Annotated in this window: 14 protein-coding genes; 6 read left to right on the top strand and 8 right to left on the bottom strand. The window is 75.1% G+C overall.

Translation table 11 applies throughout. The features are described 5' to 3' along the window. The 3 genes from AB0C76_RS12555 (at position 1) to AB0C76_RS12545 (ending at position 2,276) form a co-directional block, all read left to right on the top strand. Entirely contained in the window at positions 1-519 is a 519-nt protein-coding gene (locus AB0C76_RS12555; protein WP_359963674.1) for a GNAT family N-acetyltransferase, read from the top strand. Between the two features lie 60 nt (positions 520-579). Beyond that, complete coding sequence (locus tag AB0C76_RS12550; protein WP_359963672.1) at positions 580-1,653, top strand: serine hydrolase domain-containing protein; 1,074 nt, start codon at positions 580-582, stop codon at positions 1,651-1,653. Between the two features lie 119 nt (positions 1,654-1,772). Beyond that, positions 1,773-2,276 (top strand): NUDIX hydrolase, encoded by a 504-nt coding sequence (locus AB0C76_RS12545; protein WP_359963670.1) that lies wholly within the window; start codon positions 1,773-1,775, stop codon positions 2,274-2,276. A gap of 18 nt (positions 2,277-2,294) precedes the next feature. Here AB0C76_RS12545 and AB0C76_RS12540 read toward each other — a convergent pair whose 3' ends face one another. The 3 genes from AB0C76_RS12540 to AB0C76_RS12530 all read right to left on the bottom strand — a co-directional run bounded on the left by AB0C76_RS12540 (position 2,295) and on the right by AB0C76_RS12530 (position 4,678). Beyond that, positions 2,295-2,948 carry a vitamin K epoxide reductase family protein gene (locus AB0C76_RS12540; RefSeq protein WP_359963668.1) on the bottom strand — a complete coding sequence of 218 codons (654 nt, stop codon included), beginning with the start codon at positions 2,946-2,948 and terminating at the stop codon, positions 2,295-2,297. A 67-nt stretch (positions 2,949-3,015) separates the two neighbouring features. Next, a complete protein-coding gene (locus AB0C76_RS12535; protein WP_359963666.1) occupies positions 3,016-3,825 on the bottom strand; it encodes a thioredoxin domain-containing protein in 810 nt (269 codons plus the stop codon). Between the two features lie 181 nt (positions 3,826-4,006). Continuing rightward, complete coding sequence (locus tag AB0C76_RS12530) at positions 4,007-4,678, bottom strand: hypothetical protein (RefSeq protein WP_359963664.1); 672 nt, start codon at positions 4,676-4,678, stop codon at positions 4,007-4,009. A 236-nt stretch (positions 4,679-4,914) separates the two neighbouring features. Here AB0C76_RS12530 and AB0C76_RS12525 point away from each other — a divergent pair, with 236 nt between their 5' ends. Beyond that, positions 4,915-5,802, top strand: a complete 888-nt coding sequence (locus AB0C76_RS12525) for a CHAD domain-containing protein (RefSeq protein WP_359963662.1) — start codon at positions 4,915-4,917, stop codon at positions 5,800-5,802. A gap of 31 nt (positions 5,803-5,833) precedes the next feature. Here the strand turns inward: AB0C76_RS12525 and AB0C76_RS12520 are convergent, their stop codons facing one another. Further along, the gene (locus AB0C76_RS12520) at positions 5,834-6,574 is read right to left on the bottom strand and encodes a uracil-DNA glycosylase (protein ID WP_359963812.1); all 741 of its coding nucleotides are present in this window, start codon (positions 6,572-6,574) and stop codon (positions 5,834-5,836) included. Positions 6,575-6,801: 227 nt separating this feature from the next. On the opposite strand from AB0C76_RS12520, the gene AB0C76_RS12515 reads away from it, so the two are divergent. Continuing rightward, entirely contained in the window at positions 6,802-7,770 is a 969-nt protein-coding gene (locus tag AB0C76_RS12515) for a slipin family protein (protein WP_359963660.1), read from the top strand. Positions 7,771-7,870: 100 nt separating this feature from the next. Continuing rightward, positions 7,871-8,314, top strand: a complete 444-nt coding sequence (locus tag AB0C76_RS12510) for a CBS domain-containing protein (RefSeq protein WP_359963658.1) — start codon at positions 7,871-7,873, stop codon at positions 8,312-8,314. Positions 8,315-8,342: 28 nt separating this feature from the next. Here AB0C76_RS12510 and AB0C76_RS12505 read toward each other — a convergent pair whose 3' ends face one another. From AB0C76_RS12505 to AB0C76_RS12490, 4 genes are all read right to left on the bottom strand, one after another. Then, positions 8,343-8,753, bottom strand: a complete 411-nt coding sequence (locus AB0C76_RS12505) for a PaaI family thioesterase (RefSeq protein WP_359963656.1) — start codon at positions 8,751-8,753, stop codon at positions 8,343-8,345. A gap of 209 nt (positions 8,754-8,962) precedes the next feature. Continuing rightward, positions 8,963-11,884 (bottom strand): FAD-binding and (Fe-S)-binding domain-containing protein, encoded by a 2,922-nt coding sequence (locus AB0C76_RS12500; protein ID WP_359963654.1) that lies wholly within the window; start codon positions 11,882-11,884, stop codon positions 8,963-8,965. Between the two features lie 133 nt (positions 11,885-12,017). Beyond that, on the bottom strand, positions 12,018-13,034 hold the full coding sequence (locus tag AB0C76_RS12495; RefSeq protein WP_359963652.1) for a glycosyltransferase family 2 protein: 1,017 nt from the start codon (positions 13,032-13,034) through the stop codon (positions 12,018-12,020). 227 nt (positions 13,035-13,261) lie between these two features. After that, on the bottom strand, positions 13,262-13,933 hold the full coding sequence (locus AB0C76_RS12490) for a transglycosylase SLT domain-containing protein (protein WP_359963650.1): 672 nt from the start codon (positions 13,931-13,933) through the stop codon (positions 13,262-13,264). Between the last annotated feature and the right edge of the window lie 375 nt (positions 13,934-14,308).

Below are 14,308 nucleotides of genomic sequence, written 5' to 3'. Positions count from 1 at the left end.
ATGGACAGCAGTGCGACCAAGGACGCCGGCACCGTCGAGTACCGCGTCACCGGCTACGGCCACCCCGACGCCCAGGCCCTGTCGGCCGAGGTGCAGCAGGAGTACGTCCGCCGCTACGGCGACCCGGACGAGACCGTGCTGCACCCCGACGACTTCGAGGCGCCGGCCGGACTGTTCCTGATCGCCTACCTGGACGGCCGGCCGGTCGCCTGCGGCGGGTGGCGGGCCAAGCAGGCCGGCCCGCACGGGCTGCGCGACGGCGACGCCGAGCTGAAGCGGATGTTCGTCGTCCCGGACGCCCGCGGGCGCGGCCTCGCCAGGGGCGTGCTGCGCCGCCTGGAGCAGACCGCCGCCGAGGCCGGCCGCACGCGCTTCGTCCTGGAGACCGGCACCGAGCAGCCCGAGGCCGTCGCGCTGTACCACTCCGAGGGGTACGGGGCGATAGAGAAGTTCGGGATCTACCGCGAGCACCCGCAGAGCATCTGCCTCGGCAAGGAGTTCACCTCCGCGTCCGACTGACGGACCGTCCGCCGGGTAGGCTCCGGGCGAGACCGGTCCGGGGCACGTTCAGGGGGACGGATGAGTCACCAACCGCCGGCGCCCGACCGGCTCCCCGTGCTGGCCGCGCCCGGCGGGGAGCTGGACCGGCTGGTCCGCACGGGCGCGCGCGGAGTCGGGGCGGGGGCGGTCTGGGCCGTCGGCGACGCCGCCGGAACGGTCGGGCGGGGCGCCCACGGACCGCTCGGGCAGGGCCCGTACGCGCGGCTCTCGCCCGGACCGGACACCCGCTACGACCTCGCGAGCCTCACCAAGGTCGTCGCGCTCTGGCCGTGCGCCGGGGCGCTGTGGCAGGCCGGCCGCCTCCCGCTCGACGAACCCCTCGGGCGCTACTGGCCGGACGCCGCCGGGCAGCCGGCTGGCCAGGTGACCGCCCGTCAACTTCTCGCCCACACCGCCGGATTGCTGCCGCGGACGAACTTCGAGCGGCTCTACGGGCGCGACCGCGCGGCGATCCGCTCCGGCGTCATCGCCGCTCCGCTGCACCGCGCGCCCGGTACCGCCGTCGAGTACACCGACCGCGCCGCCGTGCTCCTCGGCCACCTCGTCGAACACCTCGGCGGTGCCCCGCTCGACGAGCTCGCCGACCGCCGGGCCTGGCGGCCGCTGGGCATGGCCGACACCCGCTACGGACCCCTCGGCCCCGGTGACACCGCCCACACCGCCCCCACCGAGTACGACGAAACCCTCGGCGCCCACCTGCGCGGTGTCGTCCACGACCCGTCCGCCCGCCTCCTCGGCGGCGTCTCCGGCAACGCGGGCGCCTTCTCGACCGCCCGCGACCTCGGCCGCTTCCTCGCCGCCCTGCTCGATCCGCCGCCCGGACTCTCCTGGGGCGAACCGTGGATCGCCGAGTCCCTGCGCGAACAGACCGGCGGGCTCGCCCCCGCCCGCGGCCTCTCCTGGCTCTGCGCCCCCGGCACCGACCCGGCGGACGGCACCTTCGTCCACTACGGGTTCACCGGCACCGGCATCTGGATCTCCCGCCGGCTCGGCCGTTGGGCGCTGCTGCTCACCAACAAGGTCCACTACGACCGCGAGGCCCAGCCGCTCACCGACCTGCGCAACGCCTTCCGGCGGGCCGTCTTCGGCTAGCGCCGCGCCACCGGGCCCCGCGCCACCCGATCGGGTGGATCTCGCACGAACCACCGTTCCCGGTGCGGAACCTGCGGCAGAGTGGGCCACGACGGACGGGTGGTGGCGGAGGAGTCGCGATGACGGAGACCTGGCAGCTGTCGGAGGGGGAGTGGCTGGCGCGGATGGTGCGCGCGTACGTCGGCTGCAGCGTCCTGCTCACCGACGGCATCGGCAACGTCCTCCTCCTGAAGCCGATCTACCGCGCCCACTGGTTGTTCCCCGGCGGCGGAATGGACCCCGGCGAGGGTCCGGCCGAGTGCGCCGCCCGCGAACTGCGCGAGGAGACGGGGCTCGTGCTCGACCACGAACTTCGACTGGTCGTCGTCGAGTGGCGCGACCCGATCCCCAAGCAGCGCGAACACGCCCACCCCGCCGTCCAGTTCATGTTCGACGGCGGGGTGCTCGACGCCGCCGCCGAAATCCACTGCCAGGCCGAGGAGATCGCCGAGTACGGCTTCTTCACCCCGGCCCGGGCGGCCACGCTGCTCCACCCGAACGCGGCGCGGCGGCTCACCCGGGCCCTGGACGCCAGGCGCGGCGGGCTCACCGCGCTGCTCCACTCGACGGGCTACCTGGGCTGAACTCCGCCCGGCCGCCCGTCAGACGAGCGTGCTCCAGTAGTACCAGAACCGGTTGAGGATCAGCAGCGCGATCACCGCCGCCCACAGCGCCGGCAGCGCCCAGTGGTAGCGCGCCGCCTCCCGCACGACCGTCCGCAGCCGCGGGCCCGCCGGGATCACGCCCGAGCGCAGGTTGTGCAGCGTCGTGTACCAGAACAGCGCCACGACCGTCGCCCACACCACCATGCAGTACGGGCACAGCGCGCCGATCTCGTACAGCGCCTGGTCGATCAGCCAGTGCACGAAGACCACGCCCAGGAACGTCCCCGCCTGGAGGCCCAGCCAGAACCACCGGCGGTACGCGGCACCGGCCAGCAGTCCCGCGCCGATCGCCGCCAGCGCGCCGAAGGCGGCCAGCCCGATCAGCGGGTTCGGGAAGCCGAACACCCCCGCCTGCTCGGTGCGCATCACCGAACCGCAGCTGATCACCGGGTTGATGTTGCAGGTCGGGACGTACGACGGGTTCTCCAGGATGCGGAGCTTGTCGAAGGTCAGGACGGCGGAGGCCGCCAGCCCGATCAGCCCGCCGAGGAGCAGGAGCAGCGAAAACGCCCGGCCGGCGCCGATCGGGGCGCCCTCCGGGGCGGGGCCGGCGGCGGGGCGGGGCACGTGCACGGAGGTAGAGGCGGTCATGGCAGCACACTCCGGTGGCTGGGAGGGGGCCGGCCCGGCCGGGATTCGGCCGGGCCGGTGGAGCTCGCTACAGGCCGGCGGCCTGCTTGACCTGCGCCGTGAACTGGTCCGGAGTGGCAGGGTTCTGGCCCGAGAACAGCGTGACCGGCTTGCCGTCGACCTTCACCGTCGGCGTGCCCTGCACCCCGCTGTCGTTGAACGCGTTCGCGACCTTCGCCGCCCACGGCGCGTAGGTGCCGTCCTGGACGGCCTTGACGAAGGCGTCGGTCTTCAGGCCCGGCACCTGGTCGGCCAGCTCCAGGATCTTGTTGGTGTCGCCGAAGCCGTCGGTGCGCTCGTCGGGCTGGTTCTTGTAGAGCACGTCGTGGAAGGCCTTGAACTTGTCCACGCCCTCGTTCAGCGCGGCGCCGGCGGCGGCCAGCGCGGTGCGCGAGCCCTTGCCGCCGAGGGCCTTGTCCAGGAACGAGGCCAGGTGGAACTCGACCTTGATCTGGCCGTCCGCGGTGAGCTGCTTGACCGTCTCGCCGTTGGCCGCCTCGAAGTGCTTGCACACCGGGCAGCGGAAGTCCTCGTAGACCTCCATCGTGTGCGGGGCGTCGGCCTTGCCGTAGGTGATCACGGTGCCGTCCTGGCCGGAGGCGTTCGCGGGGACGACCAGCGGTGCCGAGGAGCCGGACCCGGCGGCCGTCTCCTTGTCCTTCTTGGCCGAGCTCACCGCGATCGCCCCGCCGCCCGCGATGGCGAGGACGACGACGGCCGCGACGCCGATGACGATGCGCTGACGGCGCTTGGCGGCCGCCTGCTCGCGGCGCTGCGCCTCCTGGATCCGCTCGCGGGCGCTGATGCGCTGGGACTGCTTGCTGTTGGCCTGAGCCATGGGGGTCAACTCCTGTACGCGGCGCGCGGGTGCGCGCGGGATGCCTCGCTCGGGGTGCGCCTCGGAAGGGCATGCCTCGGACGGGCGTGCCTCGGACGGGCGTGCCTCGTCGGGGCGTGCCGAGGGGCGGGGTGGGTGAACGCGGGAGTCGTGCGCCGGGCCCGTGGCCGTGGGAACGGTGTCAGCAGGCCGGCGCGAAGGCCGGCGGGCCGCGCCGGGGCGCGGGGCAAAGGACGACGTCCTCGCGGCGGGGACGCTCGTGGTCGGACACCGGCAGCGGCACCCGCAGCACCGGGCGCACCGGGGCCGGGACCAGCAGCAGGAGCAGTGCCCGCAGCGGCGCGGCCACCGACTGGCGCAGGGCGCGCAGCGCCCGGGCCAGCCCGGACAGGGCGGCATCGCCCAGCCGCAGCCAGGCGGCGGCGGCCACCGCGACCATCAGGTGCACCAGCAGGACCAGGAGCTGGGTCGCGGCGGGCGCGAACGGTCCGTCGTGCCCGAGCGGCCCGGACAGCAACGAGCCGTCCACCGAACCGCCCCCGCACACCAGCAGGTTCATGCCGCGCGCGGGCACGTGCTCGCTCAGGATCGGGCCACAGCCGGTCTGACCGAGGTTGAACGTCGTGTTGAGCAGCAGCTCCACCGGCACCATCACGGCGGAGATGTGCAGCAGCCGCCGCTCCCCGCCGGCCAGCGCGGCCGACACCAGGAAGACGACGGCGGTCGCGGCGGCCACCAGTGTGAGCGGCAGCGGGCGACCCGTGATGACCACCTGGCCCAGCGCGGACAGCGGCACGGCGAGCGCGGTGAACACCGCGGCCCGCAGGGCCCTGGTCGCACGGGTGGACGTCATCACGTCCGGGAGTATGTCACGACCCTTACATCCGGCACGAGGGTGCGGGGCGGAACGGTGCCCTTGGGTGGGGGTGGCGGGTCGTCAGCGGCCCTCCGCCGGCCGATCGCCGGTCCGGTCGCTCGCGGTGTACGGACGGTGGACGCCCGGTGGACAACGGGGGCCGGCGGACTAGCCTGGAAGGCGTTTCGCCGTTCCCTGGAGGGGCGGCGACCCCGACGAGGGGGTGAACGCCCATGGCCCGGCCCGACGCCACGGTCGGACAGGTGCTGCTCGCCCGCATCGAGGCCCAGGCCGCCGTGCTCGCGGGACTCGACGACGCGGTCCGCGTGGACGAGCCGGACGCGGTCCACCGGATGCGGGTCGCCTGCCGGCGCCTGCGCAGCGCACTGCGGACGTACCGGCGCCTCTTCGCGGCCGGCGCCACGGACGAGCTCGTGGCCGAGCTGAGGTGGCTGGCCGCCGCCCTCGGCCGCGCGCGCGACCGCGAGGTCCTGGCCGAACGGCTCGCGGCCCGCGCCCGGGAGCTGCCCGCCGAGTGCGGCCCCGAGCGGGTGGCCGCGGAACTCGAACGGTGGGGCGGGGCCGAGTACCGCCGGGTCCGGCCCGAAGTGCTGGCCGCCCTCGACAGCCCCCGCCGCCGCGCCCTCGCCGCCGGACTGGCCGGCCTGCTGGCCGCCCCGCCGCTGCGCCGCCGGGCCCGCCGCCCGGCCGTGCCCGAGCTGTCGCGCATCGTCGCCAGGGAGCAGCGGCGCACCGGCCACCGGGTGCGGGCCGCCCTGGCCGCCGGGCCCGAGGACCGCGACCACGCCCTGCACGAGGCCCGCAAGGCCGCCAAGCGCGCCCGCTACGCCGGTGAGAGCGCCGCGCCGGCGGTGGGCAGGGCGGCGGACCGGTACGTCGAGCGGATGAAGGCCGTGCAGGAGGTGCTGGGCGAACACCAGGACGCGGTCGTGGCGGCCGCCGCCCTGGCCGCCCTGGGCGACCAGGCCACGACGAGCGGCGAGGCGTTCGCGTACGGGGTGCTGTACGGCGGGCAGCTGGCAGCGGCGGAGGCGGCCCGCGACCGCCTCCCGGCGGTGTGGGCCCGGGCGTCGCGGCGCAAGCTGGTGCGCTTCGGCTAGTCCGGCGGCTCGGGCGGCTCGGCGGGGTCGGTCAGGGTGGTGGGGCGCTGCGACCGGGCGGCCTCCCGGGCCCGTTCGGGTCGAGGCCGGCGGTGCGGGCGGCGGTGCGGAGCAGGCCGTGGAGCATCTCGGTCGTGAGGCGGCCGGTGTTCGTGTTGCGCGGGCTCACGTGGTAGCAGCCGTAGAGGTGGAGCGGCGGGCCGCCGTCGGTGGCGGGCAGGGTGACGTGGGCGGCGTGGCCGAACGCGGGGCGTGGCCGCGGGACCTCCCAGCCGGCGGCGGCCACGGCCGGGAGCAGGGCCTGCCAGGCGAAGCCGCCCAGGGCGACGACCGTCCGCACGGTGGGGCGCAGGAGCTGCAGTTCCCGGGTGATCCAGGGGCGGCAGGTGTCGCGCTCGGCGGTGGTCGGCTTGTTGTCGGGCGGGGCGCAGCGCACCGGGTCGGTGACGCGGACGCCGCGCAGCTCCAGGCCGTCGCCGTGGCGGACGGATTCCGGGCGGTTGGCGAGTCCGAGCTCGTACAGGGCCGTGTAGAGGATGTCGCCGGAGGGGTCGCCGGTGAAGATGCGGCCGGTGCGGTTGGCGCCGTGGGCGGCGGGGGCGAGGCCGACGAGGACGAGCGGGGCGTCGGGCGGGCCGAAGCCGGGGATCGGGCGGGCCCAGTAGTCCCAGTCCTGGTAGGCGCGGCGCTTGGTGCGGGCGGTCTCCTCGCGCCACTCGACCAGGCGCGGGCAGGCACGGCAGCCGGTGACGACGCGGTCCAGGTCGGCCATTGCGGCGGCGCGGGCGGCGGCCTGTGCGGGGTGGCGCGGGTGGCCGGGGTCGTCGGCGGGGGACGGCGGCATGGCGACGATCCTAGTGCCGCGGCACCAGGGGGGCGCCGGAGGTCCGGTCTCCGGCGGTGGCCGGGCAGGCGTAGCGTTGAATCATCTGCTCCGGCGGCCCCCGGTCGGTTCGGGTCGGCGACGGCCGGGACTGGCTGGTGCGCGAGGAGGCCGCGATGATCGTCGATGCGGTGCTGGGGACGATCGGGGGGCTGGTGGGACTGGGGGTGATCTGGGCGTGCCTGAGCGTCAGGGTGGTCCAGCAGTTCCAGAAGGGCGTGGTGTTCCGCTTCGGCAAGGTGCGCGACGAGGTGCGCCGGCCGGGGCTGGTCGCGCTGATGCCGATCGCGGACAAGCTGCGCAAGGTCAACGTCCAGATCGTGACGATGCCGATCCCGGCGCAGGAGGGCATCACCCGTGACAACGTGACCGTGCGGGTGGACGCGGTGGTCTACTTCCGCGTCGAGGACCCGGTCAAGGCGACCGTCAACGTGCAGGACTACAACTTCGCGATCTCCCAGGTCGCGCAGACCTCGCTGCGGTCGATCATCGGCAAGAGCGAACTGGACGACCTGCTGGCCAACCGCGAACCGATCAACCAGGGCCTGGAGTTGATGATCGACAGTCCGGCGCTGGGCTGGGGCGTCCAGATCGACCGGGTGGAGATCAAGGACGTCGCCCTGCCGGAGTCGATGAAGCGCTCGATCGCCCGGCAGGCGGAGGCCGAGCGCGAGCGGCGGGCGCGGATCATCACCGCGGACGGCGAGTACCAGGCGTCGGAGCGGCTGTCGGAGGCGGCCAGGGTGATGAGCAAGACTCCGTCGGCGCTGCAGCTCAGGCTTCTGCAGACCGTGGTGGAGGTGGCGGCGGAGAAGAACTCCACTCTGGTTCTGCCGTTCCCGGTGGAACTGCTGCGGTTCCTGGAGAGCGCGACGGAGGTCCAGCAGCGGAACCTCCTGGCGGCCGCGGCGAGCGCGGCCGGGGCGAAGGCCGCGGAGGAGTCCGGTCTGGAGGGCGGCGAGGCCGAGCCCGGCGAGGACCGGCCGACGTCCGAACTGCCGTCGCTGGACGAGGTGCTGGAGCACTCGCCGCTGGACGGCGCCGACCCGTCCGGCACGGGGCCCGAGCACGGCAGGGCGGCTTGAGGACGGCCCGGAGGAGGCCCGCGGCCGCCCCGGTGGCGACCGTCGGCCGCCCGGACCACGATGGACAACGGGGACGGCAGGCACGTCAGGGAGGCGGACCATGACCAGAGCCAGCGACATCATGCACCCGGGCGCGGAGTGCATCCGCGAGCACGAGACGCTCGCCGCCGCCGCCCGGATCATGCGGGACCGGGGCGTCGGGGCGCTGCCCATCTGCGGCGAGAACGAGAAGCTGCTGGGCATCGTCACCGACCGCGACATCGTGCTCAAGTGCATCGCTGAGGGCCGGGACCCGTCCGCGGTGACGGCGGGCGAGCTCGCCGAGGGCCGGCCGATGACGGTGGAGGCGGACGAGGACACCGAGCAGGTGCTGCGCGTGATGGAGCAGTACCGGGTGCGTCGCCTCCCGGTGATCAACCACCCCGAGCACAAGCTGGTCGGGATGATCAGCGAGGCGGACATCGCGCGCGGGATGCCGCAGGCGCGGGTGGCGGAGTTCGTGTCTGCGGTGTGCGCGGAGGAGGAGCCCAAGACGGACGCGTGAGGCGCGTCCGCCCTTCGGGGGCGTCCGGTCAGGCGAGCGCGTAGACCGTGGTGGCGTGCGCGGCCGGCTCCTCGTCGCCCTCGGCGGTGAGCGTGATGTCGAGGAAGGCGATCCGCCGGCCGAGCTTGGTCACCCGGGCGCGCACCAGGACGTCCCGCTCGGCGACGGCGCGTTGGAAGGTCGTCGACTGCTGGACGGTGGTCATCGGACCGAAGCCGCCGCGGGCCGCCGACACGGCGATCACGCTCGCGGTGTCGGCGGCGGCCATCAGGGCCTGCCCCGACAACCCGCCGCCCTCCCGGGCCAGTCGCCCGGACCACGGCAGGCGCAGCACGGCGTGCCGCTCGCCGGTCCCGATCACCGACAGGCCGAGCTCCTGCACCCAGGGGGCGAAGGCGTCGGCCAGGATCTTGTCCGCCTCGGCGGTGGTGAGGGTCATCCTGCCATTGTGGCGCCGGTGGTGACCCCGTGTCAGCCACGTGGGGCGAGACTGCCGAGGCGCCGGCGCGGCGCCGCGATCGTTCGGCCTCGCCGCGGGCGCCCGCCCGGTCCGGCGCGCCATCGGCACCGGCTTCCCGGGCGAGGCCTCGGCCGTCGGCCACCGCGCCCTGTGCGGCGGCACGGCCTTCGGCCCCGGAAACCCGGGTCCTAGGGCTCCTTCCCCAGTCCCTCCGCGATCAGCTCGGCCAGGTGCAACGCTCGTCGGCCCCCGGTGAGTTGGGCGATCTGGGTGCGGCAGCTGAAGCCGTCGGCCAGGATCGCCGTGTCGGGGGCGGTGGCGCGCAGTTCGGGGAGGAGGACGCGTTCGGCGATCGCCTCGGAGATCTCGAAGTGTCCCTGCTCGAAGCCGAAGTTACCGGCCAGGCCGCAGCAGCCGGAGTCCATGACCCGGTTGTGCAGGCCCAGCCGGGCTTCGACGCGGCGGTCGGCGGCGGTGCCGAGGACGGCGTGCTGGTGGCAGTGGGTCTGGGTGACGGCGTCGCGCGGGATGCGGGGGAGCGGGGCGTCGGGGGCGTGTTCGTCGAGGAACTCGGCGAAGGTGAGCGTGCGTCGGGCGAGCGGGTGGCCGTCCGGGCCGAGCAGGCGGGGGAGGTCCTCGCGCAGACTGGCGGTGCAGCTCGGGTCGAGTCCCACCACGGGGGTGTCGGCGGGCAGGCCGGCCGCGTCGAGCGCCCGCAGGCTGCGGCGCAACACCCTCCGGGCGGAGTCGAGTTGGCCGGTGGAGTACCACGTGAGGCCGCAGCAGACCGGGCCGGCGGGCAGGTGGACGTCGAAGCCCAGGTGCTCCAGCACATCGACGGCCGCGCGCGCCACGTTCGGCTGGAGGTGGTCGGAGAACGTGTCCGGCCAGAGCAGGACGGGCGGTGCGCCCGCCGGGGCCGGGTGTGCGGCGCGGTGCCGGCGGTACCAGCGGGTGAAGGTCTCCGGCGGGAGGACGGGCAGGACGCGTCGCCGGTCGATCCCGCCGAGCCGCTTGAGCAGGGCGCCGGCCGGGGAGCGGGCGAGGGTGTTGGCGGCCCCGGGCGCGAGGGCGGCGGCGCGCAGCCAGAGCGGCAGCCGGCCCATCGAGTAGTGGGAGCGCGGGCGCAGGCGGTGCCGGTAGTGCTGGTGCAGGAACTCCGTCCGGTACGTCGCCATGTCGACGTGCACCGGGCAGTCGCTCGCACAGCCCTTGCAGCCCAGGCAGAGGTCCAGCGCCTCCCGGACCTCCTCCGAGCGCCAGCCGTCGGTGATCGCGGCCTCGGACCGGTGGCCGGGGGGCGTCCCGGCGCCGCGCAGCATCTCGGCGAGCAGCCGGGCCCGGCCCCGGGTGGAGTGCCGCTCCTCGCTCGTGGCCATGTAGCTCGGGCACATCACCCCGGTGGTGGTGTCCACGCACTTGGCGACCCCGACGCAGCGGTGCACGGCCTTCGTGAGGCTGCCGCCGTCCTGCTCGTACGGGAGGGCGAGCGGCAGGGCCCGGCGCGGGGCGGTGACGAAGCGCAGGTCGGCGTCGAGCGGGCGCGGGTCGACGAGGGCGCCCGGGTTGAGCAGGTTCTCCGGGTCCCAGATGTGCTTGAACTCGCGGAAGAGCGCCATGACGTCGGGCCGGTACATGCGCGGCAGCAGCTCGGCGCGGGCCTGTCCGTCGCCGTGCTCGCCGGAGAGCGAGCCGCCGTACGAGACGGCCAGATCGGCCGCCTGCTCCAGGAACTCCCGGAGGACCAGCACCCCTTGGGCCTCGCCGAGCGGGAAGTCGATCCGCAGGTGCACGCAGCCCTCGCCGAAGTGCCCGTACGGCACGCCGCGCAGGCTGTGCCGGCGCAGCAGCGCGCGCAGGTCGCGCAGGTAGTCGCCGAGCCGCTCGGGCGGGACGGCGGAGTCCTCCCAGCCCGGCCATGCCTCCCCGCCTCCCGGGAGCCGGGTGACGGTTCCGGCGCCGGCCTCCCGGACGGCCCACAGCTGCCGCTGCTCGACCGGGTCGGTGACGAGGGCGACGGCGGCCGACGCCTCGCGCCGCACCGCGTCGGCGAGTCGGCGGGCGGCCTGGTAGGCCTCGGTGCGGGTGGCGCCGCCGACCTCCAGGAACAGCCAGCAGGCGCCGGCGGGCAGCCGGTCGAGCGCGGGCGGGCGGGGGCCGGCGGCGAGGAGGGCCTCGATCAGGTCGGCCGCCATGCCCTCGGCGGTCAGCGGGCCGAGCGGCAGCAGGGCGGGGACCGCGTCGGCGGCAGCGCCCTCGTCCGGGTAGCCGGCCACGACGAGGGCGCGGGCGGGCGGGTCCTCGACGAGCCGGACGGTGGCGCCGAGAAGCAGCGCGCAGGTGCCCTCGGTACCGGTGAGCGCGCGGGCCAGGTCGTGGCCGTGCTCGGGGAGCAGCGCGTCCAGCGGGTAGCCGGAGCCGCGGCGCGGCAGGTGGGGCAGGCCCTGGCGGATGGTCGCGAGGTTGCGGTCGGTGAACTCCTGGAGCTGCGTGTGGAGTTGCCCGGCCCGCCCGGGCAGGGCGCGCAGCGCGTCGCGTTCGGCGGGGGCCAGCGGGCCGCCGACGGTCAGCTCGGTGCCGTCCGCGAGGAGCAGTTCCAGCCGTTCGACGCTGTCGGAGGTGCGCCCCCAGGCGAGCGAGTGCGAGCCGCAGGAGTCGTTGCCGATCATGCCGCCGATCGTGCAGCGGCTGTGCGTGGACGGGTCCGGGCCGAAGCGCAGCCCGTGCGGGCGGGCGGCGCGCTGGAGGTCGTCCAGGACGACACCGGGCTCGACCCGGGCCGTGCGCGCCTCGGGGTCGACGTCGAGCACCGCGCCCAGGTGGCGGCGGAAGTCCAGCACCACCGCGCCCGGCCCGATGGCCTGCCCGCCGATGCTCGTGCCCGCCCCACGGGCCACCACCGGCACCGCGTACCGGCGGCACAGCGCGAGCGCGGTGCGCACGTCGTCCAGGTCGGCCGGCTTGACGACGCCGAGCGGCAGGTGGCGGTAGTTGGAGGCGTCGTGGCCGTAGACCGTGCGTTCGGCGGCGCCGAAGCGGACCTCGCCGCGCAGTTCGGCGGCCAGCTCACGGGCCAGCTCGGCTCCGGGGACGGCGGACGGACGGCTCACCGGGTACCTCCGGGGCGGTGCGGCGACGGCTCCGGCCGATCATGACAGTTCGACCTGCCGCGCGGCAGTGGGCCACCCCGCTCGTTCCTCCGTCGGGGTGGCCGCCGTCGGAGGCGGCCCCGTGATCCCGGGATCAGGGCTTGCGCCGGTTGGCCCCCGTGAGCGTGCCGCGCGCGATGTGGGACAGCTTCGCCACCTCGAAGGCCGGGTACGCCCCGCCCGCCAGGAGCGTGAACTTGACACCCTCGCGCCCGCCCGGCTTCTTGTGCCCGGGCGGCAGGAAACGGCGGTGGTGCTCGGCGGCCCGGTGGAAGAACTGCGGCCGCTCGGCGCGCGTCACGCACCCGGCGAGGTCGAACACGAACAGGTAGTGCCGGATCATCCGGACGAACACCGCGTCGCGGACGGCGTACAGGTGCGGCTGGTCCTCCAGCAGCGCGAAGACGCGCTCGTACTGGTCGAAGAGGTCGAAGACGCTGCCGCCGGGCGAACCGGTCGGGTGGACGGTCTCCCGACGCCGCAGCTGCACGCACTCGCGCGGCAGGACGGCCACCCGCTGCGCGGCGAGCATCGCCTCGTACACGACCGGGATCTCCTCGTACCGGCCGTCGGGGAAGGCCAGCTTGAGCTCGGCCCAGTGGCCGCGGCGCACCAGGCGGTCCCAGATCAGCGGTGGTGCGCCGAGCAGCTCCGGGCGCTCGAACGGTCCGGCGACCTCGCCGCCGGCCGCGGCCAGCCGCTGCTCCGCGCCGCCGGCCCACTCGCGGCCGTTGTGCAGCCGGGTGTGCCCGAACTGCAGGACGTCCACCGGGCCGGTCTCGTCCAGCCGGTCCGCGAGCGCCTGGAGGCCGTCCGGCGGCAGCACGTGGTCGGCGTCCAGGAACAGCAGGTACTCGCCGGCCGCCCGCGCCGCTCCCGCGTTGCGCGCCACGCCCACCCCGACCGCGGCGTCCAGGTGCAGCACCGACACCTGCGGGTGCTTCGCCGCGAACGCGTCCACGAGGTCGCGCGGGGTCTCGGCGGAGCGGTCGGCGACCACGATCACCTCGACGTCCCGGAAGGACTGGCCGAGCAGCGAGTCCAAACAGTCCGCCAGCTGTTCGTGCTGGTCGTAAGCGGGGAGCACGACACTGATCAGGGGTGAGGGCATGACGCCGGAGCGTAAGAGGGCGCGCGAACCGTGGCAAAGCCCTGACGCCCCGTAATTCCGGGCAATCCCCGGCAAACCGCACGACCGTGCGCCATATCTTCACGCCGCCTTCCGGACGCGTCCACGCCAGAAACCTGGCCGTATCCGAACGGCGCGGGCCCGCGGCGCGATGCGCGCCACGGGCCCGTGGGGGTTCCGGAGGGGCCGGCTCGGTGCCGGCGGCCGGATCAGTACCAGTGGTGGGTCTGCCAGAAGGACCACGCGCCGCAGGGGCTGCCGTAGCGGGAGTTCATGTAGTCCAGGCCCCACTTGATCTGGGTGGCGGGGTTGGTGCGCCAGTCGGAGCCGGCGGAGGCCATCTTGGAGCCGGGGAGGGCCTGGACGAGGCCGTAGGCGCCGGAGGACGCGTTGACGGCGAGGGGGTTCCAGCTGCTCTCGCGGGAGACGATGTTGCTGAAGCACTGGAGCTGGCCGGCGGGCACGAGCTGGGCGGCGATCTGCTGCGGAGTGCCGGTGGGGGCCGCGGGGGCGGCGCTGAGGGTCTGGCGCTGCTGGGAGCGGGATGCGGCGGCGTCGGCATCGGCCTTCGCCTTGGCGTCCGCCTGGGCCTTCGCGTCCGCCTGGGCCTTCGCGTCGGCCTGAGCCTGAGCCTGGGCCTGGGCCTGGGCCTGCGCGGCTGCGGTGGCGTCGGCCTGGGGCTGCGCGGCGGCGGCGTTGGCCTGCGGGGCCTGCGGCGCCTGGGCGGCCTGGTCGGCGACCGAGACGGCGGCGACCGGGGTGGCGGCCTCGGCCGTGTCGCCGGCCTGCGGGATCGCCAGCGCGGCGGTGGCGGCACTCGCCACGACGAGGGTGGCGACACCGGTGATCAGGGAATTGCGGCGGGCATGGCTGAGCGGCATGACTGCGGAAGGTCCTTTTCCGTCGGGTGGCATCACGCGACCGTCCTCGGACGGCCGTGGCGCCCCGGCGGAACCGGCGGGGCGGGCCGGGCGGCGCGGCGGTGGGACCGTCGGTGCTGCCTGGCGACGAGCCATTCTTGGCAGGGCCGAGGACGGGTGGCAAAGGCGCTCGCTACTACGCCGGGTAGTGGGTGTGGCGCGGGGCGGCCGCCCGTTTTGAGTGGATTGCCCGAGTTGTGTGGTCGGAGGTCGCGGGTCGGTCGCGGGCGGTGATCCAGAGGGGGAACGGCGTGGTGGCCTGCGTTCTTCAGGCGGGGCGAGGCGGCGGGCGGGCCCGGGGTCGGGCGGGCCGGGCGCCCGGGGCGGGGCTTCTGC

The organism is Kitasatospora sp. NPDC048722 (assembly GCF_040650235.1).
Taxonomy (GTDB): domain Bacteria; phylum Actinomycetota; class Actinomycetes; order Streptomycetales; family Streptomycetaceae; genus Kitasatospora.
The sequence above is the reverse complement of the archived record's forward strand: the minus strand, read 5'-3'. Positions and strand labels throughout refer to the sequence as shown.